Origin of the sequence: Amycolatopsis sp. NPDC026612 (assembly GCF_040638285.1) — a bacterium.
Classification (GTDB): Bacteria; Actinomycetota; Actinomycetes; order Mycobacteriales; family Pseudonocardiaceae; genus Amycolatopsis.
In genome coordinates this window covers 1-24388 of sequence record NZ_JBEZYB010000103.1, presented here as the reverse complement: position 1 = coordinate 24388, position 24388 = coordinate 1, and the positions used below count along the sequence as shown (strand labels likewise).

Sequence of the window (24388 nt, the reverse complement as noted above, 5' to 3'; positions counted from 1 at the left end):
GCGGGCGGCCAGGCAGACCAGCAGGAGCAGCACGGCGAACCCGATCGTGGACGGCCAGCGCTCGGCGTCCTGCGTCAGCGCAGGCCGAGGGCCCGCAGCGCGAAGTGGACTTCGATCGACGTCTGCTTGATCGTCTCGGCGATCACCAGCGACCCGTGGCCCGCGTCGTAGCGGTAGAACTCGTGGTGCAGGTCGCGGCCGCCGAGCCGGTCGAGGTAGTTCTCGATCTGGCGGATCGGGCAGCGCGGGTCGTTGTCACCGGCCAGCACCAGTACCGGCGCCGTGACGGCGTCGACGTACGTGATCGGCGAGCACTCCCGGTACACCGCGGGCACGTCCTCCGGCGAGCCGCCGAAGAGCGCGCGGTCGAACGAGCGCAGCTGCTCCATCTCATCCTCGTACGCGGCGACGTAGTCCGCCACCGGCACGCCGGCGATACCCACCGCCCACCGCGACGGCTGCGTGCCGAGCGCGAGCAGGGACAGGTAACCGCCCCAGGAAGCGCCGTTCACGACGCACTTCGCCGGATCGCTGAGTCCACTTTGGATGGCCCAGTCGTGGACCGAGGCGACGTCCTCCAGCTCGGTCAGGCCGGGGCGGCCTTCGATGGCGTCGCGCCAGGCCGAGCCGTAGCCGGTCGAGCCGCGGTAGTTGACCTCGACCACGGCGAACCCGGCGTCGAGCCAGGTCGCGCGGTAGGCGGAGAAGCGGTCCTCGTCCGCCGCGTGCGGGCCGCCGTGGAGGGAGAACACCGTCGGCAGCGGGCCGTCCGGCGCACCGGACGGCCGCGAGACGAGCGCGTGGATCCGCCCGCCGACGCCTTCGACGAACGCGTCGGTCATCGGTTCCGACCCCGGCGCCCGGTCGCCCGGCGGCTCGAGCAGGACCGAGTCGGTGCCGTCGGTGGCCCGCGCCCGCACCACGGCAGGCTCGGCGGCGCTCGACCACGAGTACTCGACCGTGCCGTCCGGGCGGACGCCCGCGCCACCGATCCGGCCGGCCGGCGTGTCCACAGAGGATAGTACGGCGGTGTCGAGGTCGTAGCGGTACAACGAACTGCGGCCCTCGTGGAAGTGGACGACCAGCAGCGCGCGGGCGTCCGGGTACCAGCCCGCGACGACCTCACCGGGCAGGTCCAGCTCGATCTCGGTCTCGGTGCCGGCCCGGACGTCCCAGACGAGCAGTTCTTCGCGGCCCCGCCGTTCGTGCAGGACCAGCAGCCGCTGGTCGCCGGGCAGCGGCGAGAATTCGAGCGCGGACAGGCCCTTGCCCTCGCCGTCCCACATTTCCGCGACCGTCCCGAACCCGTCGGTCCCGAGCACCCGCAGCGCGGGGTGCCGGGAGTCGCCGTGCTCGGAGTGCGAGATCGCGATCAGGCTCTCGTCGCGGGACAGGGACGCGATGCCGGCGTCGTCCGGGTGGCTGTAGAAGCGGCGCGTCTCGCCGCCGACCCGGGCGAACAGCTCGCTGCCGTCGTCGGTCGAGACACCGATCGCGACCAGGCGCGTGCCGATCTCGAGGCCGGCCGGGTAGCCGTCGTGGACGTCCGGGACGGCCTTCTCCGGCTTGCTGCCCTCGGTCGCGGCGAACGGCTCGCGGACCCAGGAACCGAACTCGTCGCCGTCGGTGTCGTCGAACCACCAGATCTGCTCGCCGTCCGGGGACGGCGTGGCGTGCAGGGTGCCGTTGGGCCGGTCGGTGACGCGCCGGTGCTCGTCCGTCGCGCGGTTCCAGGCGTACACCTCCCAGACACCGCTGGCGTTGGAGACGTAAACGTTGGCTTCGGGTGCGTCGCGGGCCCACTCGGGCACGGAGATGCGCGGGGCGTGGAAGCGGGCGCGCCAGCGGGCTTCGGCTTCGGCGTCGTCGAACAGCCGGTCCGGGACCACCGCGGGCGGGAATTGCTTGGCTGACTGCGTGCTCACCCCTCGATCCTGCCACCTTCTGGCCGTACTGTGTGCGGGGTGCTGGAGGGTTACGCGCCGGGCTACGGGCGAGACGCGGTGTCGATGATGTCCGCGCGCACGGCGGCGGAGCGCGCGACGTTCGCCCAGCCCCTGTTCCGGCCGGGCATGTGGGTGGTCGACCTGGGCTGCGGCCCCGGCTCGATCACCCTCGGCCTGGCCGCGGAGTCCCGGGTGACGGGCGTCGACCGCGACGCGGGCCAGGTGGAGCGTGCCCGCGCGGCGGCCCGCCGCGCCGGAAGGTCCACAGTGGATTTCGTGGTCGCGTCGGCGTACGACCTGCCCTTCGCGGACGGCAGCGTGGACGTGGCGTTCTCCCACGCGCTGTTCGAGCACCTGGCCGCTCCGCGAGACGCGCTGGCGGAACTGCACCGGGTGCTGCGCCCGGGCGGCAGGCTGGCGTTGTCCACATCGGACTGGAGCAAGGCCCGCCTGCGCCCGAAGACGGCGAACGTCGACGCGGCCCTGCGCGGGCACTACCTGCTGCGCCGCCGCGCGGGCGGCGACCCGTTCGCGGGCCGCACGATCGCGGACCACTGCGCGTCGGCGGGCTTCACCGAGATCGCCTCGCGCGCCCGCTACCGCGAGGACATGACGTACCGCGGCCTGGCGAAGTACGTGGAGTCCCGGCTGGGCGAGGCGGTGGCGGACCCGCAGTTCGGCCGCGACCGCGACCAGCTGGCGAGTGCGGCTCGCTCGGCACTGACATGGGTCCGCAGCGGCGACGGCGACTTCAGCCAGTGCTGGGTCGAGGTGACGGCCACGCGGTGAACCGGCGTGGAAACCAGAAGAGCCGGTGTCCGAAGACACCGGCTCTTACTCGTCGGGGTGGCGGGATTCGAACCCACGACCTCCTCGACCCGAACGAGGCACGCTACCAAGCTGCGCCACACCCCGAGGTACTGCTTAACGGGTCGTGAGGAAGTCTAGCGGACGTTGTCGCGGGCTTTGCGGCGGGCTGCCTTTCGGGGCTCCGACGACTCCGATCCGCGCGGGACCAGCGTCAACAGACTCGCCTCCGGCGGGCAGGCGAACCGGGCCGGTGCCCACGGCGACGTCCCCAACCCGGCGGAGACGTGCAGCCACATGTGCGCCCCCCACCGCGACGCCCCCCGCGCCCGGCTGCGATCCAGGTCACAGTTGGTGATGATGGCGCCGTACCCGGGGAGCCGGAGCTGGCCGCCGTGGGTGTGGCCGGCCAGGACCAGGTCGTAACCGTCCGTGGCGAACGTGTCGAGGACCCGCGGCTCCGGCGAGTGCGTGACGCCGATGCGGACGGCCGCGCCGCTGTCGGCCGGGCCGGCGATGTCGGCGTAGCGGTCGCGGCGCAGGTGCGGATCGTCGACGCCGGCCGCGAACACCTGCTGCCCGCCGACGTCGATCGTACGGCGGACGTGCGTCAGGTCGGTCCAGCCGTGCTCGACGAACGCCGCACGCAGGTCGCGCCACGGCAGCTGGACGCCGTGGATGCGCTTCTTCTTGCCCTGCGGCATCAGGTACCGGGCCGGGTTCTTCGGCTTGGGCGCGTAGTAGTCGTTGCTGCCGAAGACGAACACGCCGGGCCGGTCGAGCAGCGGGCCCAGCGCGCGCAGCACGGACGGGACGGCCGTCCGGTGCGACAGGTTGTCGCCGGTGTTGACGACGAGGTCCGGGTTCAGCTCGTCGAGCGCGGCGACCCAGCGCTGCTTGCTGTGGTGGCCGGGCAGCATGTGCAGGTCCGAGACGTGCAGGATGGTGAACGGCCGGGCCCCGGGCGCCAGCACCGGCAGTTCGGCGGTGCGGAGCGTCCAGCGGCGCCGTTCGATGCCGACGGCGTAACCGACGGTCGCGGCGCCGAGCGCCAGCGTTCCCGCCGCGAGGCGCTTCACGGCCGCCCCCGACGTGCTTGCGTTACTGAGCGTGCTCACGGGACCAGGATACGTGCTCGACGGTGGGATGACTTCGTCCCGTTCCGGGACCCGGCCGCTGGGACCTGCCGAGTGACTTGTCCGATATGTGATCAGTGTGGTGTTCGCGCAATTATGGTCACGTTTTTGCCCGGTTGATCGGTCCAGCCTTTGGTCTCTTGCTTTCCGGTGGCGGTGATCCTTAACCTCCGCCGTGGCGCTTTCGCGCGCTCTGCGTGAAAGGCAAGAGGGGGAATTCATGTTCGGCAGCGTCAGTGGTGCGCGCGCGTCCAAGAGGCGGTCGAAGCTCGGCGCGGTCGTCGGTTTTCTGAGCGTGTGCGCGCTCGCCGGCGGAACGGCCCGGCCGGTGGCGGCCGAGGCCACGCCGACGGCACCGGCCGTGGCGAAGGCGCCGGTCGCCGGCGACTTCGGCGACCGGGCCGCGACCTCGTCCGATGTCGCGCTCGACGGCTGGGGGGACGCGGCGGGCTACCACCTGCTGCTCGGCCGGGAGGCCGCCGGATTCGCGTGGCGGGAAGTGGCGCTTCTGCGCCCGGCGGGCCGCGACGAATCGTCGTGGACCGGCTATCAATGCCTTTCGGGTGACGGCCGGTACGCCGCGGTGGCGATCCTGCCCGGCTCGGCCGTCAACCACCAGGCCGCCCGGGACCACGGAGCGTTCGCGTATTCCGTCGACCTGTTCGACAGTTCCGTTCACCCGCTGGCCAGCGGCGTGGGCCTGAAATACTTTTCACCGGGCTGCGGCGCCGCCGCCAAGGCCGTCTTCACCCTCGACACCGGAGCCGACGACCGGGACACCGGCCTGCTGCAGGCCGACCTCGCCCGCGGCACCATCGACGTCTCCGTGACCGTGCCGGGTCAGGTCACCTCGGCCGTGCCGTCCGACGCCGGAATCGTCGGCGTGCAGGGGCGGCAGCTGGTCACCGTCGGCAAGGACGGCCGGACCAGCCCCGTCGCCAGGGTCGCCGGGGACGCCTACGAACTCCGCCCGGTCCCGGGCGGGGTCGCCTACCTGGTCACCCAGGCCGGCACCCGCACGGCGACGGCGATGCTGGCCAAGGGCGGGGTCACCACGTCCCTCGGCACCGGGGCGCTGGAGCGGACCCACCTCTTCCCGGGGCGTGCGGGCGGTGCGGTGCTGGCCGGCGCGACCGCGACCGACACCAGGACGTTGTCGGCCGCGCACGTCAAAGCCGTCTCCGACCAGGGGCTGGTGCGGGGAGCCACCGCGTCGTCCCTCGACGGTGACGCGCTCGCGGGCCCGGACGCCGACGGGAACAAGGACACCCCGGCCATGCTGGCGACGCGGACCGGGAAGGTGCTCACCCCGGCGCGCCCCGCCGAACCGGCGCGCACCACGACCGCGACGGCCGCCTACGCCCCGGCATCCACGACGGGTCTGGTGGCGGCGCCGATCGGCAAGCCGGAACCGCACGGCGACGCCTCGCCGAGCGCGACGGCGGCGCCGAAGACCGCCGCGGCCACCCAGACACCGACGTGCGCGGTGCCGCGGCTCAACGCGAACCGCCAGGTCATGCAGCCCAACCCCGCCCAGGTGAACTGGGCGATCCAGATGGCCGAGCAGGGACTACTGACCGGCTCCGCCTACACCCGGCCTGCCGGGTTCGCCAACCTCGGCCTCGCCGCCTACGCGCCCAACAGCGACTTCCCCCTCATCCCGCTATCCCACCCGGCGGGCAGCACGGCGAACACCGTGCCCCGGTCGGTCTACGAAGCCATCGTCGCCCAGGAGTCGAACTGGTCGCAGGCGTCGTGGCACGCCCCGGCTGGGACCGCCGGCGGTCCGCTGGTCGCCGACTACTACGGCGCGGGCGGCGACATCAAGTCGATCAACTACGCGGGTTCCGACTGCGGCTACGGCCTCGGCCAGGTCACCACCGGGATGCACGCCGGCGACCACGTCTACTCGGTCAACGGGCAGACCAAGGTGGCGATGGACTACCAGGAGAACCTGGCCGCCGGGTTGCAGATCCTCGAGAGCACCTGGAACCAGCTCTACACCGACGGCATCACCGCCAACGGTGGCGACCCGCGTTACCTCGAGAACTGGTACTTCGCCGCTTGGGCCTACAACTCCGGTATCCAGCCGAACGCGGCCAACGGCAACACGACCGGCTGCACGCCCGGCCCGTCCTGCACCGGCCCGCACGGCACCTGGGGGCTGGGCTGGACCAACAACCCGGCGAACCTGGACTACCCGCCCAACCGCGACCCCTACCTGCAGGACACCTACGCCGACGCGGCACACCCGGCCAGCTGGCCGTACCAGGAGCGGGTGCTGGGCTGGATGGCCAGCCCGTTGCTGCGGTACGGGTCGCGCGCGTACGCGACCCCCGAGTACCACGGCGGCCGCACCTGGGTGCAGCCCGCGCCGTTCACCGCGATGTGCAGTGCGGACAACCACTGCGATCCGGTCAACACCAACCCGACGACGCCCGGCGCCAGCCACTGCCTGCTCGACGACTTCCAGTGCTGGTGGCACCAGCCCGTGACGTGGATCGGTACCTGCGCGACCACCTGTGCCACGAGCGGTTACGCGGTCGGCGCCGGCTCGGCCGAACCGGCCAACCCGACCCGCAACCCGCCGACGTGCACGCTGGACACGAGCAAGGTCGCGGGGAACGCGATCATCGTCGACGACGAGCCGAACCGGTTGAACCTGCAGGGTTGTGGTGCGGCGAACTGGACCGGCAGCGGGACCTTCGCCTACACCTACGGCACCAATTCCGCCGGTGACCCGATCGGGGCGATCGACACCCACCAGCTCGGCACCGGGCTCGGCGGCCACATCCTCTTCAGCCACACCGAGGACGGCAGCAACCCGGCGTTGATCAACACCGGTACGTGGACGCCGAACCTGCCCAGCCTGCAGTACTACAAGATCAAGCTGCACCTGCCCGGGCTCGGTGCCCAGGCGACCAACGTGGTCTACACCATGAACCCCGGTGGAGGCGTCAGCCCGTGGCGGATCCGCGTGAACCAGGCGTGGAACTCCGAGCAGTGGGTCACCATCGGCACGTTCGCGATGACCAACGGCGGCAACGTCGTCCTGAACAACAACGGCAGTTCCACCACGACCGGCGGCGTGAACAACTCGGACTACGACGTGGCGTTCGACGCCGTGGCGTTCATCCCGCAGGGCGGCACGCCCGGCTCGCCGATCGGGGGACCGCCCGGGATCCAGGACGCGCCGAAGGGCAGCAACCCGGCGTTCATCGCCTGCGGCTGCGTGCGCCGGACGGCGGGTGACCCGGTCGACACGAGCACCGGCTACTTCGGCCAGGACTTCACCGACCTGGCCACGCCCGGCCGGGGTGTCCCACTGGAGGTCACCCGCAGCTACGCCGAGAGCATCGCCGACCCGAACGGGCCGAACAAGGCGCTGGCGGCCGACGGGCCCTTCGGCTGGGGCTGGACGTTCACCTACAACATGTCCGCCGCCACCGACAGCGCGACCGGCAACGTCACCGTCCGGCAGGAGGACGGGTCCGCGGTCGCCTTCGTGAACAGCAACGGCACCTACGCGCCGGCCGCGCCCCGCTACGACGCGACGCTGGTCAAGAGCGGTTCGACGTACGTCTACACCCGTCGCGGCACCACGATCCTCACCTTCGACCAGGCGACCGGCCGGCTGCTGTCGCTGGCGGACCTGACCGGCAGCAAGGCGAACCCGCCCTACCGGACCGCGCTGGCCTACGACGGAGCAGGCCACCTCTCCACCGCGACCGACCCCGGCGGCCGGACGTACACCTTCACCTGGACCGGCGGCCACATCACGGCGGTGGCCGACCAGACCGGGCGCTCGGTCACCTACGGCTACGACGGCGAAGGCAACCTCACCGACGTCTACGGCGTGGGCACCACCCGGGCACCGGTGCTGCGGGACGACGACCACGCCCGCTACACGTACGCGTCCGGCACGCACCTGATGACTTCCATGCGGACCCCGGGCAACTTCGCTGGTCCGGCATCGGCCGTGACGTCGATGACCTACGACGCGGCCGAGCGCGTCACGGTGCAGACCGATCCCGACGGCCGGGCCACCAAGTTCACCTACGCTCCCGACGGCGGGCTCACCGCCGGGCAGGTCCTGGTGACCGATCCGGCCGGGCACAAGGACCTGCAGACCTACCAGAACGGGTTGCTGGTCAGCGAAACGCGAGGCTACGGCACGCCGGACGCGGGCACCTCGTCCTACACCTACGACCCGGTCACGCTCGGTGTCACGACGCAGACCGACCCCGCCGGCGGGGTGCAGACCTTCGCCTACGACGACCACGGCAACCGGATCTCGGCCTCGGACGCACTGGGCTACACGACGAACTACGCCTACGACGACGCCGGCAACCTCGTCGAGGTCATCGCGCCCGACGGAGTCGCCACGGTCAACACCTACGACCAAGCCGACCACCTGCCGTCCGGGGTGAGCGGGCTGCGCGTGCTCACGTCCTCGACCATCACGAAGGCCAACAACGTGGTCGAATCGACCACCGGCAACTTCGGTCCGGAGCCCGTCCGCACCAGCGGTTTCTTCTACGACGACGCGGCACACCCCGGTGACGGCACGCGATCGGTCGACCCGATGGGCAAGACCACCACGACGACCTTCGACGTCTTCGGCGACGTGACTTCGTCGACCGATCCGGTCGGGAACCGGACCGGTTACGGCTACGACACCGCACGCGGGTTCCCGACGTCCGTTGTGGACGGTGAGGGAAAGACCACGACCTACGACAACGACTCGCACGGCAGGCGCACGCGAACCGTCGATCCCCTCGGCCACGCCGCCTCGGTCGGCTACGACGCCGACGGCCTCCCGGTGTCCGCGACGGACGGAAACGGCCGGACCACCACCAGCGCCTACGACGGTGACGGGCACCTGGTGCAGGAGACCCAGGCCGACGGCACGAGCAAGCTCACGCACTACAACGCCGACGGCACCGTCTCCGACACCGTGGACGGGCTCGGAGCGGTGACCCGTTACGGCTACGACGGACAGGGGCGCCAGACGAGCCGGACCGACGCCGCCGGCAGTGTCGCGACGACGTCGTACGACCCCGCCGGCCGGCCGAAGACGGTGACCGACGCAGCCGGGCGCGTCACGACCTACGTCCACGACGCGATCGGACGGGCGACGTCCCTGTCCTACTCGGACGGTGTCACGCCGAACGTGACCTTCGGCTACGACGCCGTGGGCCGCCGGATCTCGATGACCGACGGCACCGGGAACTCGACCTGGGCCTACAACACTTTCGGCGAGCTCACCGCGGCCAAGCAGGGCTCGGGCGCCACGGTGCTCCACGGGTACGACGACAACGGGAACGAGATCGCGACGACGTACCCGGGCCAGGCCAAGGCGGTCGTGCGCGGCTACGACGACGCCGGGCAGCTGCACGCGGTGACCGACACCGCCGGCAACACCACGACGTTCGGGTACACCAAGACCGGCAAGGTGCGGACGACCGCGTATCCGAGCGGCACCACGGTCACCAACACCTACGACGACCGGAGCGCTCTGACGGGCACCACCGCCGTCACCGGCAGCACGACCGTGGTGTCACTCACCTACGGCCGGGACAACGCCGGTCAGCTGTCCGCGCAGACCATCGGTTCCGGGCCGGCACAGGCTTTCGGCTACACCCCCCGCGAGCAGCTGGCGTCGGCCGGCGCGGCGACCTTCACCTACGACGCGGCGGACAACCCGGTGAAGGTGGGGACCGCGACCCAGGCGTTCGACCCGGCGGGCCGGCTCTGCTGGACGCTGCCGGCCGGCACCGTCGCTTCGCCGTCCTGCGCCACCGCGCCGGACGCGAGCACGACGTATTCCTACGACGCACTCGGCAACCGCACGAAGGCGGGGACGAAGACCTACGGGTACGACCAGGCCGGCCGGCTGACGTCGAACACCGGCGTGGCGACCTACCGGTACAACGGTGACGGCCTGCGGATGGCCAAGACGGTGGGGCCGGCGACGACTTCGTACGTCTGGGACGGCGCGGAGGTCCCCAGCCTGCTCTTCGACGGGACGACGAGCTACCTCTACGGGCCCGGCGGCCTGCCGATCGAGCAGAGCGGGCCGGGCGGGATCGCGTTCTTCGTGCACGACCAGCTCGGCTCCACCGTCGGGCTGCTCACCGCCGCCGGCGCGCTGGGCGGGACCTACGCCTACACCCCCTACGGCGTGGCCACGGCTTCGGGCACGCTGACGTCGCCGTTGCAGTACGCGGGCCAGTACACCGACGCCGAGACCGGATTCCTGTACCTGCGGGCGAGGTACTACGACCCGGCGACCGCCCAGTTCCTGACGGTCGATCCGCTCGTGGCGCAGACCCGCCAGCCCTATGTGTACGCAGGCGGCAACCCGACCACGTTCACCGACATCACGGGCCTGAGTTTCTGGGGTGACCTGGCGACCGGCCTCGGGATCGCGGGTGCCGTGCTCGGCGCCGGAATCTGTTTCGTCGCCGAGCCCTGCGGTCTCGGCCTCGTCGCGGTGGTCGGCGGCGGGAGCGTGCTCGTCGGGGCCGGCGCGGGACTCGCGGCCGCGGGGGCCGGTGCGGCGGCCGGGGTCGGCTTGGCCGGCGGGCTCTACGCGGCGGCGAACTCGGGCCGCGGCTCCGGCGGGAGCTCGGGCAGTTCCCCGAAGAAGCCCATGATCGGGGAGAACGGCACCCGGACGACGAGCACGACGACCTGGAACAAGGGCCAGTACCGGATCGACGTCGAAAACCCGAACCCCGGGCAGCGGGCGGGACAGCTGCACTTCCAGGACCAGAGCGGCCGGATCCCCAAGTGCCAGTACAATTTCGAAACCGGTCAGTTCGAGGGCCTGCCGGGCAAGCTGGCCAAACAACTGGCGAGTGACCCTGGATTCCAGCGCGGGATCCAGCAGGGACTCAAGATTCTGGGGAACTGAGCCATGCTGATCATGACCGGCCCGATGCGCGAACTGGCCGAGCGGGCGAGGCTGGACACCGTCACCGCGGCGGACCTGCCGCCCGGAGCGGCGGAAATTCTGACGGCCGGCTGGGCTCGGGAGCCCGATGGCGCCTGGGTGCTGGCGGCCCTGCGCCGGTCGTACTCGGGTCAGCGAGCCGCGTTCGACGACCTGACCGGCTACGAAGCGGCGGTCAACGGCCGTGCCGTGCACGACCTCGATCTCCCGCGTGGCACCGAACGGGCGGCGCTGCTGCTTCGCCGCGGTTATGCGCTGAGCCGCGCGGTACTGGAGCAGGTCCGATCCGTTCCGGACGCGCCGGCGATCACCGCGCTGATCACGGTGTCGCGGTCGTTCACCGAGGATCCCGAGTGGGTGGGCAACCAGACGTTCTGGGCCGAGCACGAAGGCGAACAACCGTACGTCGAAGTCGATGACGGGTTCGACGCCGAACTGCTGTTGTCGATGAGCCAGGGGACGGTGTAACCCGGCCGTGAGCCTGCGTAAGTCCGCCTGGCTGCCCGGTGCGTTCAGTCGGCGAGCTTGATTTCCCGGTCCACCGGGACGCCGTTGTCCGGGCCCGGCAGCCCGGGAGGACAGGTCAGGTCGGCCATCTCCACTGTGCCGGGGTGGTCGAGGTCGCCCGAGTAGGACACGCACAGCCGCCCGGCGACCTGCTCGTATTGCCCGGAAACGCCGTTGCCCACCAGGGTGACGAACGCGAACCGGGCGGTGAACCGCCCGGTGGCCGGGACATCCTTGCCGAGCAGCACGGTGCCGCCGACGTAGTTCGCTTCCGGCACGATCTCCGTGGTGGCCCGGTCGATCGAAGCCGGCATCGGCGGGGTCGCCGCCCGCAGCCGGGTCAGCGCCTTCGCCGCGATGTCCCGGGCCGCTTTCACGGCCGTCGGCCGCAGCTCGTCGGCGGGACTGGTACAAGCCGTGCAGCACGTCGCCACCGCGATCGCGCCGCACAGCCCGGCCAGTCCCGCCCGCAAGATCACCTCCCGAGGTTACATTCCGCTGATCGCCGCGGTGGCGACCTGCGCGTAGACCTGGGCTCCCTGCACGGTCGGGTGCAGGGTCTGCTGCGAGACGAGCGCCGGGGCGTCACCCCGGGTCAGCGTCAGCACGCTCCGGTGCAGCAGCTCCGTTCCGCTCGGTGCGCCGGCCCGGTCGTCCGCGCAGGCACCCCGCCCGGCGAACGCCGGCCGCGGATCCGCCCACGTCGCCGGGATGCCCGCCGCCCTCGAGTTCGCCACCGCGGTACGCAGGACGTCGTCGAGGCGGTTGTTCATTTCGTTGATCCACGGTGCTTCGGGGGTCCCGATCCCGGGGAAGCACTCGCCGTCGAGCTCCAGCAGAACCGGATAACCCATTACGAGGATCTTCGCGTTCGGCGCCCGCCGCGGGTCCCGGAGGGACGACAACACGGTTTGCAGCGCCGGGCCGATCTGGTCGATCTTCTTAGGTTCGGCCGTCGAAAGCGGCTCGCCGTCGTTTTCGAACACCTGGTCCTGGCACACCGTGATCGACGCGATGCACTGCTTGAAGATGCCGGTGAACCGCGCGTCGTTGCCGCCGGCCGAGAACGTGATCAGGGTCGTGTACTGGTCGAGGAAGCCTTGGTCGGGTTGCTGTCCTTCCTGGTACTGCCCGGATCCGCCGGGGAGCAGGTTCCGCGTCGTCGCTCCGGCGCAGGCGGACATGTGGTAGTCCAGCGTCGGGTCGAACGAGTCCGCGCGGGAGCCGACCGTGCGGCTGGTGTTGTCCGGCAGGAAGGACTGCCGCGCCCACGAACCGGGGGCGCGGTGGCAGCCGTCGCGCATGGTGTGGTCGTCGCCGTGCTCGTCCCGGCCGTCGTGGTCGCTGCTGCGGTAGTAGCTCCAGACGCCGTTCACCGGGTCGCCGCTCGCGCCTTCACCCGAGGCGTACGAATCGCCGAGGGCCGAGCACGTGGAAGCCGGCGGTCACCGGCACCGGCAACGTGATCGGCACCTCGACTACATGGGGCCGGAACGCTTCGGCAACGCCCCGGTCGCCGGGCGCGTCGACGTCTACGCGCTGGCGTGCGTGTTCTTCGAATGCCTGACCGGCCGCCGCCCGTTCCCAGCCGAGGGGCGCGGTCGCGCAGATGGGCGCGCACCTGACCGCGCCGCCGCCGGTGCTCTCGGGAGCCTGCCGCCGGCCTTGGACGCCGTGGTGGCCCGCGGGATGGCGAAGAACCCGGCCGACCGGTACCCGACCGCGGGGGCGTTCGCCGACGCCGTCCGCGCGGCACTGACCGTGCCGGCGCCGCCGGTTCCGACGTGGCAGAAGACGTTGCCGGGCCTGGTGCCGAACGCCGCTCCGGCGCCGATGACCCCGCCGCGTCCGATGCCGGTCCCGACGGCCCCGCACCCGGGCCCGTTCTCCGCACCGCTCCCGGGCCCGTTCACCGGACCGCTGCCGATCACCCAGCCGGGCCGCCCTCCGAAGTCGCAGCGGAACCGGTGGATCGCGCTGTGCGCCGCGCTGGCGGGAGTCGTCGTGGTGGCGTTGGTGATCACCTACGTCGTGACACGGGACCACGCGGTGCAGACGGGCGGGCCGGGACCGTCGACCCCCACGGCCGACGCCCGAAGCTCCACACCGGACACACAGACCCCGCCGACCGAACCACCGTCCACTTCGTCCACTTCGGAGTCGAAGCCCACCGCGGAATCGAAGCCGCCGCACGACACCAAGCTGTCCGACGCGCTTCCTTCAGCGTACAAGGGAAACGCCGCCTGCGCCGACGCCGAACCGGACGCGGGCGCCGTCGCGGCGGTGCAGTGCGTGGACTCGAACGTCGGTGACGTCAGGTCCGGCAACGTCATCCTGAACCAGCCCACCGGCGCACGCTTCATGCGGTTCCCGGACGCGGGCTCGATGGACGCGTTCTTCCAGACCATCGTCAAGGCGAAGGGGCTGACCCGAAACGACGCCCAAGGCGCCTGCCGTCGTTGAAGGCGCCGAACATCTGGGGCACGTACTACCGCGCCGAGACACGCAATCCGCTGCCGGGCGACTTCCTGACGTGCTACCTCGGCGACCCGGCAATTCTCCTGTGGACGGACGGGCAGAACCTGACGGCCGGCCTGCTGAAGTCGGAGAAGGTGACCAACGCCGACGAACTGGACCAGCTCTACTACTGGTGGAACGAGCAGATCCTGTCCACGATGTCCGGCGGCTGACCACCGGAGCGTTGGCCGAGCGCGGCGTTCAGCCGGAGAGCCGCACGTCGCCGGAGATCGGGACGCTGCCCACCTTGTCCGGCAGGCCGGGTGGGCAGGCCAGATCCACGACGACGACGGAACCGGGTACGCCGACATCACCGGAATACGAAACGCACAGCCGCACGGCGACTTTGGTGTAATCGCCGCCGCCCCCCGCTTCGGTCGACGTCAGGAACGCGAAGTCGACGCCGAACCGGCCCCGATCGGCTGCGGTCTTCCGCAACACGAGGTTGGAGCCGGGCTGGGCCGTGCGGATGCCTTCGATCGCCGCCTCGAGTGAGGACCGGTCCTTGTCGGCGCCACGCAGTTGCTGCAATGCGTTCTGCGCGGCGGCCCGCGCGGCCTCGGTGGAGGTCGCGCGGGCCTTTTCCGACGAGCTGGCGCAAGCGGTGCAACACAGCGTGACCAAGCCGCACAACACCGCCGAGAGCGCCGATTTCCGCATACCTTCAGGCTACATCGCCGAGATCGCCCCGGTGGCTACGTCGGCGTACGTCCGGGCACCATCCAGCGTGGGGTGGAACGACTGCGCCGAGATGATGCCCGTGTCGCCCCAGCGCACCGAGGTGTCGTCCCCTCTGGTCAGCGACAGCACGACGTTGTGGATATAGCTGACCTTCTGCGGAGTCGAGCCGTTGTCGGCGCACAACCCGTGATCGGCGAAAGCCGCCCGGGGATCGGCATACGTGGCGTTGATACCGGCTGCGCGGCCGTCGGTGACCGTGTTCCGCAGGACGTCGTCGAGTCTGTTGTTCATCGTGACGAGCCACGGTCCTTCGACCGCGGTGCCGAGAGTGGGAATGCACTGACCGTTGTGTTCGATGAGAATCGGGTAGCCCATGACGAGGATCTTCGCGTGGGGAGCCTTGAGCTTGACTGCGTTCAGGACGTTCCGCAGGCTGACGCCGACCTGATCGATGCGTTTCGGTTCGGCCGTTGACAAGGGCTCGGTGTCCCCGTCCATGACCGCGTTCGGGCAGTCCTGCGGCAACGGCGCCGCGCATTTCTGGAACACGGCCGTGAACTTGGCGTCGTTGCCACCGATGGAAAAGGTCACGAGCGACGTGTTCTGGTCGAGGTAGCCCTGATCGAGCTGCCTGCCTTCCTGGTACTGCCCGGAGTCGTTCGGCTTCGCAGCCGGCAGGAGCATGTCGGTGGTGGCACCGCTGCAGGCTGACATGTGGTAGTCCAGCGTCGGATCGAGGGCGTCGGCCCGCGCGCCGATCGTCCGGCCGGTGTTGGTGGGCAGAACCGCCTGCCGTGCCCAGGAACTGGGTGACCGGTGACAGGCATCGCGGAGTTTCGGGTCGTCGCCGTGTGCGTCCCTTCCGTCGTGGTCGCTCGAACGGTAGTAGCTCCAGACACCGTTCACCGGGTCGCCGCTGGCACCCTCGCCGGAGGCGTACGAGTCGCCGAGCGCCACGACCTGGTCACCCGGTTTCCCCGGAAGTGGCTGGAAAGCGACGGCGTCCCACGGTACGTCGCGAACGCCTTCGTACTTTTCGTCCCAGGCGCTGTCCACCGGGGCGTGGGTGAAGTTGTCCAGGGAGACGCTCGGCGTGCCGGTGAAGTTGAACGCTCCGAGCGACTCCCAGTGTCCGGGCGCAGGATTGCGCCCGTCGTCGAGGTAGTTGCCTTCGACGATCGAGCGGGTCGGCGATGTCGAGTCGGACCCGCCCACCGTGTAGAACGCTTGCGGCATCCGCGCCCGGTGATCGGGGATGTACACCAGGACCCGTGCCCAGCCGTTGAGTTGCTGGTTCAGTGTCCAGGTTCCGTTGATCTTGTGTTTCGCGTTGTTGGCGTTGGCTCCGTTCCACGCGTGCGCGCTCCACATATGGCCGCCGAAACCGCCGTCCACCTGGTGGAAGTCGATCTTCGACGGGTAGTGGCCCTGGCCGTCGGCGGCGAATTTGAACGTCAGGGAACCGTGGTTGGTCCAGTCCTTGTTGCAGCCGCGGTAGGTCGTGACGTCACCGGGGACGTCGTCGATGATCAGTGAGCCGGCGGGCAGTTCCGCCGCGCCCCCGCAGTCGGGTCGGTAGAGCACCTTCGACGCGGCTAGCACCGGCTCGGGCGTGCCGGGCGTGTAGTTCGCGCTCTCGTCGCCGCACGCGGTCGAACAGGTCGTCCAGCTCACCGACGTGTGCCACCAGCAGCGCAGATCGTCGCGCAAGCAGTGGCTTCCGGAATCGTCCGGGTACTGCGACGGCTTGTGGATCTGGGTCATGTCGCACTGCACCGCGGTGCTGCAGAAGGTGCCCAGCGGTGGCCGCTGCGGGGTGCCGCTGCCCGGCCACAGCGCGGGCCGGTAGGCGGGATTGTAGGTGCCGGCCTTCCAGTCCAGCCGCACCAGCGGGTGCTTCGCCCAGCCGAGCACGCGCTCGGGGTAGGCCCAGTGGCCGGGCGTCTTGGCATCGTCGTAGCTGTCGTCGAGGAAGCCTTGGCGGTCGGGCGGAAAGTCCTCGTTCGCCACGTTGTTGGCCCAGCCGAGGCCGTAGACGCCGGCCACTTCACCCGGTGCGTGCCAGCCGCTGTTGTACGCCCAGAGCGCGTACCACCAGTTCTCGATCTTGGCGGGATCGCCGTTGTTGACGGTGATGCCGACCTGCTTCATCTGGTTCCACTTGTCGATCAGGATGTTGAGCCCGGCGGCGATGTTGGCCGCGTAGTCGACGGTCAGCGCCACCTGCTGCGTCGGCGTGTACACCGAGGTGCCTTCGCTGACCTTCATACCGGTGGTCACCTGGGTCGCGCCGTAGCCGCAGTCGACGTTGCCGAAGTTCACGCTGTCGACGCCGACGCCCTTGCCGTAGAAGCCGCCCTGGTTGAAGTTGCCGCTTTCGCCGTCGACGGTGTTCATCCCGGACTGCCACATGTTCGATTCCTGGGCCATCACGCCGAGCAGCACCTGGGCGGGCACCTGCCCGCCACCGGTGAGCGCGTGCAACGGGAACAGGCCCTGCGGGGTGTAGGCGGGCAGCGTCGAGCCGTTCCAGCCGGCCGGGCGCTGGACGGTCAGCTGCCCCTTGACCGCGAGGTCGGCCGCCCACTCGGCCATCTCGGGTGTGGCCTGCAGCGACTGGATCTTCGGGTCGTTGCGGGGCACCGCGCACGCGCGGTCGGGGTCCGTCGTCGTGGTCGAGGGATCGACGGCGGCCCGCTGACCGGTGGCGGCCGGCGCGCCGATCGCCGGCGAGGCCGCCCGTCCGGCCGACGGCACCAGCGCGTCGGGGTGCACGGAAAACTTCGGCCGCGCACCGGTTTTCAGCACCTGCGCTTCGATTTCGACCGGCGACGCGGCACCGGGGTGGTCCGGCGCGCTGTGCACGTTCGTGGCGGACAGCACGGCCAGCGCGCCCGTCGTCGACAGGCTTGCGCCGGCCGGGACGTCGGCGGCCTGCCAGCCGGTGGGCAGCGGTGCGGTGAGCCGGGCCGCGGCCGGTCCCTGCACGACGACGTGCCCGGCGACCTGGCTCAGCCGCACGGAATCCAGCGGTGCCAAAGCAATCCGCGTGTCGCCGGCCAGGGTGTAGCGGCGCAGTTCGGTTCCCGCCTTCGTGCGGACTTCGTAGCCGACACCGCCGTCCTTGTCCGCGCTCAACCGGAACGGCGTGTCGGCGGTGTCGGCGACGTGCCGCAGCTTCCCGTTGGCTCCGACGGTGGCGAGGCCGTCCACCGCGGCGGCCAGTATGCCGTCGCCGAAGGGCACCGCGGAGGTGACCTGCCCAGTGGCGTCGACCTGACGCACCACCTGCGCGGTGGGGGCGTCGACCGTCACCAGCCGCGATTCGTAGGTGTCGCCGTCGGTCAGGTTGCGGGTGAAGACGACCTGGTCACCTGCGCCGCAACCGGGGTTGTAGTAGGCGAGGTTCACGGTGAACGGAAGTTTGCGCACGGCACCGCTGGCGAGGTCGACGACGGCGGCGAGCCCGCCGGCGTGGAACCGCTCCTCGCGGTTCACCGCCTCACGCGGCGCGTAGACGACGGCGGCGAACCGGCCCGAGCCGGTCACGCAGTCCTGCCCGATCCACTGGCTGGTTTCGGCGCCGGGCTCGGCGAGCGTCGCGGCGGTGCGCCAGGCGTAGCCGTCCTTCGCGTCGGCGACGAGCACGTGGAGTCCGGAGGTGTCGCCCACGGTGGTCACCGCGCGGTCGGGGGAGCCGGCCCAGCCGGAACCGAGCACGCCGGCGCGCTGGCCGAGGGGGATCGACGAATCGGACGGCTGCGGAGCACCGGGCGGCGGGGGTGCGGTCGCGGCGGACGCGGGACTCTGCCCGGCCGTGAGAGCGGAGATCAGGGTGACGGCCGCCGCGAGGGGCTGCCACACAGGTCTGTGGACCTTGCGCATGTGCGCGTGCCTTCCTGGAAGTCCGGGCCGGCGGAGACCGGCACGGGAATGAGTCCCTGGGGGCGGTCGTCGAAACGCGGGTAAACCGCGGGAAGCCGGACTAGGTCAGGCGGAAATCGGCGAAATGTTCGAATTCTGAAATGGCGAATACGTGTCGCTGCGACTCGGAACCGAACATGTGTGCGACTCGGGCCGGACGCGGGCCGGAGCCGTTCACCCCCTCCCCAGGGCTGGTGACCGCGACGGCCTGCGTGGCATCGCCGCAGCGTGTGACGCTAACAGGTGGGAATTGACGTGATCAAGGGCTGACCGGGTGACTGGCCACTGGCCCGGGAAGATCGTCGTGCGCGCCGGTCGCCACTCGAACGGCGGATTGAGGGAAGGTCGTCGGCCGCCGCTATGCTCCGTTCGGGAGGAGGGGGTCGGTGTCCCGCAATGGGCGCCGTTCATTGAGCTGTCGGCTCGTTCTCGCCTCTCGTTTACTGTGGTTCCGGACTTTCCTGCCCATCGGTGAATCGAGGCTCTGGATGCGAATCATTTCCGGCAAGGCAGCGGCGCTGGCCGCCGTGCTCGCCGCGGTGGCGGCCGTGGTCGTCCCGGTGGGGACGGCGTCGGCCAGCGCGGCCGACTGCGCCGGCGGGGCCAACGGCTTCGTCGACATTTCGGACGACGGCGCGGCGGACTACCGCCCGGTCGGGCCCGAGCTCTACTGGTCCGACGGAACCCGGGTGAACCTGTTCTTCGGCACGTTCGGCGGGCGGACGCGCGGGTACGCCGAGCTGTGGAACGGCACCTGGGACGTGCCGGTGACCGGCACGGTGTGGATGGACTGGTCGCGCGACGGCGGCCGGACCTGGCTCCAGTGCGGGCCCTTCGGCAACCCCAAGAACAAGGCCAGCATCACCTCGGCGGCCCAGCTGACGAACCCGAGCACCAGCTGGGTGTTCCGCGCGGGTGGCTACCACAACGGACAGCAGATCCTGACCGGCTGGTTCTGAGCCGGAAAGCCGGAAGGGGCCCGCGCGAGCCGCGGGCCCCTTCCGGCTTTCGTGACGGCTACCTGGGGAGACCGTCTTCAGCAGTTCCTACGTCTGGCACGAGGGGATCTCGTGGAAATTGATGCTGCTCTCGTTCCGGACGGGCAAGGTGATGTCGTACTCGTAGCAGGGATCGGCCGAAAGCGTGCCGAACGCGCCCGACGTGACGGCGTGGACCTCCGCGGTCACCACGATCGCCGAGTCGAGCCGGCGGATGCTGCGCACTTCGGCGGTCGACAACCCCATCGCGCGGTTGATCCGGGCATCCGTGAGAGCGCCTTCGTGTGCCGCGGTGACAAGCCTGCCCACGGCTTCCCCGGCTTGATTCCGGGAAGCCTCCGACGCCGTCTCGAGCGCCCGCCGGTCGGCTCCGGCCGGTCCGTACGCAACCCAGAGGAAGACCGCCGCGACCAGGATGAGCGCGCCCCCGAGCAGCCAGGCGGTGGTCCTGGCTGCTCGGGGACGCGTGCTGTCAGCGGAATTACTCACGAGCCATGGTAACCGATCGCGCTGAGCGTGTTCTGCAGAACTTGGGCGTACCCCGTGGCTCCGCTGCCGTTGGGGTGGAAGGATTCCCGGCTGAGGCACCAATTGGTCCAAGGAATGCAGAACGGCGTCGGTTTGTCACCGTTGTGGAAGTCGCCGTCGCCGTCCGGGCTGAGCGAAACGCTGTGGAACCATGAGGTATGTCCTCATATCCCGTGAGTGTCGAATGCCGTCCCCGGGTTCGCGAACGTCACCTTGAGCCCAGGTCCTTGCCGAGCAATTCGTTGCGCCGGCCGGGAGTGGTGGTAGGCAGCTCGACCGGTGGCGCAGTGGTCGCAGCGGCGGCCGGCGACGGTCTGCCGTCGGGATCGGGTGCTGCCTGCGCGACCGATCCGATCAGAGTCAACGCGACGGTGGTGAGACAGAGGAATTTGGCTCTTCGGAAACGACGCATTTCTGCTCCGCAGAGGCGCGCATCGATGAAACTGGTGGAATTTGGAGGTCATGGCAGTAAACAGCAAGAGAGTGTTGGTGATCAATGGGCTGGAAGGGTGATCCGTGGTCACGAGATCCGGCGTGTCGCTGCGGGCTCCTCATCACTCGAACGGGCGATTGATCAAGAGTTGTGAAGCGTGGGTAACTTTTGCCGGGGAGGAATGGTGCCGGTGGGTCAACCGGACCGACGGCCATGCCCCTCGCCCCTTTATGTCCGTTTTCTTTCGGCAAGCCGCGGCTTTCAGGCTCGCGGATCAGGGAGGCTGGTCTGAATGGGGAACCTCCTGCGAGCATTGGCGGGTATCGGCGCCTCAATGGTGCTGATGGCCGCCACGGCCGACGTTGCGGTGGCATCCGGGAGCTCCGCTGAATGCATTTACACGTGTGGCTTCCAGGCTGCGCCGTGGTGTGCGCTGGCACAGGCCACCGGACACGACCCGGCGCCGCAGATCAGGCACTGCTGAGCAGGCTTCAAAAGTTGCCAAGTTCTGGTGACTCGTTCCTGATTTCCCGGCCTTTCGGGCCGGACAGTAATCGAGGGGAAGACCACTATGCGTGTTTTCGGAAAGCTGTCCGCGGTGACGGCAATTGTTGGCCTTTTGTCCGGGTTCGGCGGAGTTGCGGCGGCCTCGACCGATTCGACACAAAGCGTGACGTCGTGTCCCTCTTGGATGGACAGCTCCTATACCTCGTGCGCGAACACGCTCACGTCAGTCAACCTGCGGGCCCGCGCGAGTTCGCAGAGCGGCTACATCGTCACCATTCCCAATGACTATCCCTTCGGGCTCGACTGCTGGACGACCGGGGAGACGATCAACGGCGACAACGTCTGGTACTACGGCCTGTACCAGCACGACGAGAACGCCGTGCCGGTCTTCACCAGCGGCTGGGTGACGGGTTACTGGCTGTCCACCGGGCACGATCCCGCGCCGGGGATCGCGCACTGCTGAGCGGAAACGGCCGAGCGGGCCACGGCGGTTCTTGCCGTGGCCCGCTCGGTTCCGGGACTACCGGCCCGGGCCGCCCATGTACTGCGGGTCCGGCTGCGGCAGGTCCATTCGCGGCTGACTCGCGTCCATGATGTTCTTCATCGCGCCGAACCACGTCCGGGCCGGGGCGTGGCCACCGAAGATGTTGCCGTCGCGGCCGCCTGGGCAGAGGCTGACCCGGCCAGGGCCGCCGTCGCAGATACCGCCCTTGCCGCCGCCGAACTTGAACGTCATCGCCGCGCCCGCCAGCTGGGGCGTGCCGCCGACGAACGTCGCCGAGACGTTGGCCTGCGTCGTCCCGGTCTTGCCGATGATCGGCCGGTCCCAGCCGACTTCGGCAGCGGCCTTGTAGGACGTCCCGCCCGGCAGGTCGTCCTTGCTCATGCCCACGGCCAGGGTGTTCGCCAGGCCTTCCGGCACGGCTTGTTCACACGGGGCTTCCTTGATCGCCACCGGCTTCCCGTTGCGGTCGGTCACTCCCGCGATCGGCGTCGGCGGGCACCAGACGCCGCCGGACAGGATCGTCGCGGCGACGTTGCCCATCTCCAGGCCGCTCACGGGGCTGAACCCGAGCGTGAACGAACCGTAGCCGGGATTGTTGCCGGTCGGGCCGTAGGTCGCGGCCTGGCTCTTGTTCTTGTTCTGGTCCGGGGACTTCGGGTCGACCGGTCCGCCACCGATGTTGCTCGCCATCGTGTCGCGCAGGCCCAGCCGGTGCGCCATGTCGATGGCCGGGGCGGTGCTGCCGAGCTTGTCTTCGAATTCCACGAACGTCGTGTTCGGGGATGTGGCGAGTGCGGTCTGGAGCGTCGCATTCGCGGCGGCCTTGCTGTAGTCGCCCGCGTTTCCGACGCAGTACCAGTAACTGGCCGGCTTTCCGGTCGGCGTGGTACTGCACCCGCTCTTGCTGGTCCAGAATATGTGTGAGGTGTAGCTGTCCGGCATCTCCACCGGTGAGTAGATCCCCGCGATCCCCTTGTCGAGGACCGCCGCGCTGGTGAAGATCTTGAACGTCGACCCCGCGCCACCCGTGTTGTAGACCCCCGCAGGCAGCGTGTACGTCGTCTGGCCGGCGTCCTGGTTCTGCCCGTAGTCGCGGTTCGCCGCCAGCGCGACGACTTCGTGCCGGTCCTTGCCCGGTTTGATCAACGACAACGTGTTCGCGATGTACGGCTGGGTCTTGTCGACCTGGTTCTCGGCCGAGACCTTCGCCTCGTGGTTGGCGCGCTCGTCCAGCGTGCTCTTGATCGTGTAGCCGCCGGTGTAGAGCTGGTCCTTGGTCATCCCGCTGGCCTTGAGGAGGTAGTCCTCGACGTACTGGCAGAAGAACCCGGACTCCGGGCCCGCGCCGATGCAGTTGGCCGGTGGCTTCTTCGGGCCGTCCGGGACCACGCCCAGCGGCTCGGCCTTGAAGCGGTCCGCGTCGGCCTTCGCCAGCTTCTTGTTGTCCACCATGCGGTCCAGCACCAGGTTGCGGCGGGTGGTGGCCTTGTCCGCGTGCTTCCACGGGTCGTTGTTGATCGGGTTGTTCACCAGCCCGGCCAGCAGCGCCGCCTGCGGCACGGTGAGCTTCTCCGGAGTCGTGTCGAAGTACGCGTGCGCCGCCGCGCCGACGCCGAAGATCTGCCGGGAGAACTCGACGATGTTGAGGTAGTTGGCGAGGATCTGCTGCTTGGTCAGCTTCGTCTCGAGCTGGATCGCGATCCGCGCTTCCTTGAGCTTGCGGGAGATCGACTGCTCCTGGGCCTTCTTCTGGCCGATCGGGTCGGTCCGGTAGACGACGTTGATCAGGTAGTTCTTGGTGAGCTGCTGGGTCAGCGTCGAGGCACCCTGCGTGTCGGCGCCGGTGGTGTTGCTGACGGCCGCGCGCAGCGTGCCCTGCCAGTCGACGCCGTGGTGCTCGTAGAACCGCTTGTCCTCGACCGAGACCAGGGCCCACTTCATGGCCTCGTTGATCTGGTTCTCGGTGATCGGCAGCCGGTACTGGTCGTACAGGGTCGCGATCGGCTTGCCGGTGCTGTCGGTGACCGTCGTCACCAGTGGCGGAGGGATGTCCGCGAGGTCGGAGGAGGTCTTCTCCACCGTCTCGCTGGCCTGGTTGGACATGACACCGGCGGCCCCCACGACCGGGAAGAGCATGCCGGCGACGAGCACCCCCGCGAGCAGGCAGAGGCCGATGAGCTTGAACAAACCATCCGCTTTTCGCACGAGGGCCAGGCTACCCGGAGTGAGCCGGGCGCCGGTGACGCCGTGTCTCCGGAGAGGTGAGATCAGTGACAAAACCGCCCCCCTTTGGTGACGGTTGGTAACGAAAGGCATTCTGGGGCTTGGCGGGGGGAACCGAAGGCCCCTACAGTCCGTCAACGTCTCACGAAGAAAAGCCGACGGATGGATCAACGCGGGTGGGAGCTCACGTGGTCCATCCGGCGGCACCGGCACCGGGGAGGTGCCCGGGTAACCGACGTGAGCTGAGGGAGACACGCTCGCGGGGGCAGGGCGCGCAGTGCCTTTCCCCGCTGGTGCGTCGATCACCAGGGTAGGGAGCTGGGGGTATGGAAACCAACCAGTCGAGCTGGCGAATCAACGCGTCCTGCCGGGACGCCGATCCGGACGGCCTGTTCGTCCGGGGTGCCGAGCAGAACCGGGCCAAGGCCGTGTGCCTGGGCTGCCCGGTCCGCACGGAATGCCTCGCCGAAGCACTCGACGGCCGGATCAACTTCGGCGTCTGGGGTGGCATGACCGAACGGGAGCGGCGAGCGCTGCTGCGCCGCCGCCCGGACGTGGAGAGCTGGGCCGATCTGCTCGAAGCGGCCAAGCGCGACGCGGGGGACCGCGTCGAGGTCGGGTGACCGAAGCGGCACTTTCACGTGAAAGTGACCACCTGCGGGCGGCACTTTCACGTGAAAGTGCGGCTCAGCCGGCGAGCTTCACGCCGATGTCGCGC

Annotated in this window: 16 protein-coding genes and 1 tRNA gene; 8 read left to right on the top strand and 9 right to left on the bottom strand. The window is 69.8% G+C overall.

Going from position 1 to position 24388, the window contains the following annotated elements; genetic code table 11:
- Positions 1-74: 74 nt before the first annotated feature.
- Positions 75-1925, bottom strand: coding sequence for a prolyl oligopeptidase family serine peptidase (locus AB0F15_RS40855; RefSeq protein WP_360282519.1), 1851 nt, complete (start codon positions 1923-1925; stop codon positions 75-77).
- A gap of 39 nt (positions 1926-1964) precedes the next feature.
- Here AB0F15_RS40855 and AB0F15_RS40850 point away from each other — a divergent pair, with 39 nt between their 5' ends.
- Entirely contained in the window at positions 1965-2735 is a 771-nt protein-coding gene (locus tag AB0F15_RS40850) for a methyltransferase domain-containing protein (RefSeq protein WP_360282517.1), read from the top strand.
- 52 nt (positions 2736-2787) lie between these two features.
- On the opposite strand, the gene AB0F15_RS40845 is transcribed toward AB0F15_RS40850, so the two are convergent.
- Together AB0F15_RS40845 and AB0F15_RS40840 are read right to left on the bottom strand one after the other, a co-directional pair.
- Positions 2788-2861 (bottom strand) — tRNA-Pro (locus AB0F15_RS40845).
- A gap of 29 nt (positions 2862-2890) precedes the next feature.
- Positions 2891-3832 (bottom strand): metallophosphoesterase, encoded by a 942-nt coding sequence (locus AB0F15_RS40840; RefSeq protein WP_360282521.1) that lies wholly within the window; start codon positions 3830-3832, stop codon positions 2891-2893.
- 277 nt (positions 3833-4109) lie between these two features.
- Here AB0F15_RS40840 and AB0F15_RS40835 point away from each other — a divergent pair, with 277 nt between their 5' ends.
- Both AB0F15_RS40835 and AB0F15_RS40830 read left to right on the top strand, forming a co-directional pair.
- A complete protein-coding gene (locus tag AB0F15_RS40835) occupies positions 4110-10808 on the top strand; it encodes an RHS repeat-associated core domain-containing protein (protein WP_360282515.1) in 6699 nt (2232 codons plus the stop codon).
- A gap of 3 nt (positions 10809-10811) precedes the next feature.
- Positions 10812-11315, top strand: a complete 504-nt coding sequence (locus AB0F15_RS40830; protein ID WP_360282513.1) for a hypothetical protein — start codon at positions 10812-10814, stop codon at positions 11313-11315.
- A gap of 44 nt (positions 11316-11359) precedes the next feature.
- Here the strand turns inward: AB0F15_RS40830 and AB0F15_RS40825 are convergent, their stop codons facing one another.
- Entirely contained in the window at positions 11360-11833 is a 474-nt protein-coding gene (locus tag AB0F15_RS40825) for a hypothetical protein (RefSeq protein ID WP_360282511.1), read from the bottom strand.
- A 9-nt stretch (positions 11834-11842) separates the two neighbouring features.
- A complete protein-coding gene (locus tag AB0F15_RS40820) occupies positions 11843-12730 on the bottom strand; it encodes an SGNH/GDSL hydrolase family protein (protein WP_360282509.1) in 888 nt (295 codons plus the stop codon).
- A 55-nt stretch (positions 12731-12785) separates the two neighbouring features.
- Here AB0F15_RS40820 and AB0F15_RS40815 point away from each other — a divergent pair, with 55 nt between their 5' ends.
- Both AB0F15_RS40815 and AB0F15_RS40810 read left to right on the top strand, forming a co-directional pair.
- Positions 12786-13817, top strand: coding sequence for a hypothetical protein (locus AB0F15_RS40815; protein WP_360282507.1), 1032 nt, complete (start codon positions 12786-12788; stop codon positions 13815-13817).
- Positions 13814-14044 carry a hypothetical protein gene (locus AB0F15_RS40810; protein ID WP_360282505.1) on the top strand — a complete coding sequence of 77 codons (231 nt, stop codon included), beginning with the start codon at positions 13814-13816 and terminating at the stop codon, positions 14042-14044. The genes AB0F15_RS40815 and AB0F15_RS40810 overlap by 4 nt, the downstream gene beginning before the upstream one ends.
- Before the next feature lie 28 nt (positions 14045-14072).
- On the opposite strand, the gene AB0F15_RS40805 is transcribed toward AB0F15_RS40810, so the two are convergent.
- Together AB0F15_RS40805 and AB0F15_RS40800 are read right to left on the bottom strand one after the other, a co-directional pair.
- Positions 14073-14531 (bottom strand): hypothetical protein, encoded by a 459-nt coding sequence (locus tag AB0F15_RS40805; RefSeq protein WP_360282503.1) that lies wholly within the window; start codon positions 14529-14531, stop codon positions 14073-14075.
- A gap of 9 nt (positions 14532-14540) precedes the next feature.
- Entirely contained in the window at positions 14541-18416 is a 3876-nt protein-coding gene (locus tag AB0F15_RS40800; RefSeq protein ID WP_360282501.1) for a hypothetical protein, read from the bottom strand.
- Positions 18417-18964: 548 nt separating this feature from the next.
- Between AB0F15_RS40800 and AB0F15_RS40795 the strand changes: the two genes are divergently transcribed.
- Positions 18965-19435 (top strand): hypothetical protein, encoded by a 471-nt coding sequence (locus AB0F15_RS40795; protein ID WP_360282499.1) that lies wholly within the window; start codon positions 18965-18967, stop codon positions 19433-19435.
- 87 nt (positions 19436-19522) lie between these two features.
- Here AB0F15_RS40795 and AB0F15_RS40790 read toward each other — a convergent pair whose 3' ends face one another.
- Positions 19523-19963, bottom strand: a complete 441-nt coding sequence (locus tag AB0F15_RS40790; protein ID WP_360282498.1) for a hypothetical protein — start codon at positions 19961-19963, stop codon at positions 19523-19525.
- A gap of 1163 nt (positions 19964-21126) precedes the next feature.
- Here AB0F15_RS40790 and AB0F15_RS40785 point away from each other — a divergent pair.
- Complete coding sequence (locus tag AB0F15_RS40785; protein ID WP_360282496.1) at positions 21127-21405, top strand: hypothetical protein; 279 nt, start codon at positions 21127-21129, stop codon at positions 21403-21405.
- Between the two features lie 57 nt (positions 21406-21462).
- Here the strand turns inward: AB0F15_RS40785 and AB0F15_RS40780 are convergent, their stop codons facing one another.
- Positions 21463-23652 carry a transglycosylase domain-containing protein gene (locus AB0F15_RS40780; protein ID WP_360282494.1) on the bottom strand — a complete coding sequence of 730 codons (2190 nt, stop codon included), beginning with the start codon at positions 23650-23652 and terminating at the stop codon, positions 21463-21465.
- A 344-nt stretch (positions 23653-23996) separates the two neighbouring features.
- Here AB0F15_RS40780 and AB0F15_RS40775 point away from each other — a divergent pair, with 344 nt between their 5' ends.
- Positions 23997-24293, top strand: coding sequence for a WhiB family transcriptional regulator (locus AB0F15_RS40775; RefSeq protein ID WP_360282492.1), 297 nt, complete (start codon positions 23997-23999; stop codon positions 24291-24293).
- Positions 24294-24388: the final 95 nt, after the last annotated feature.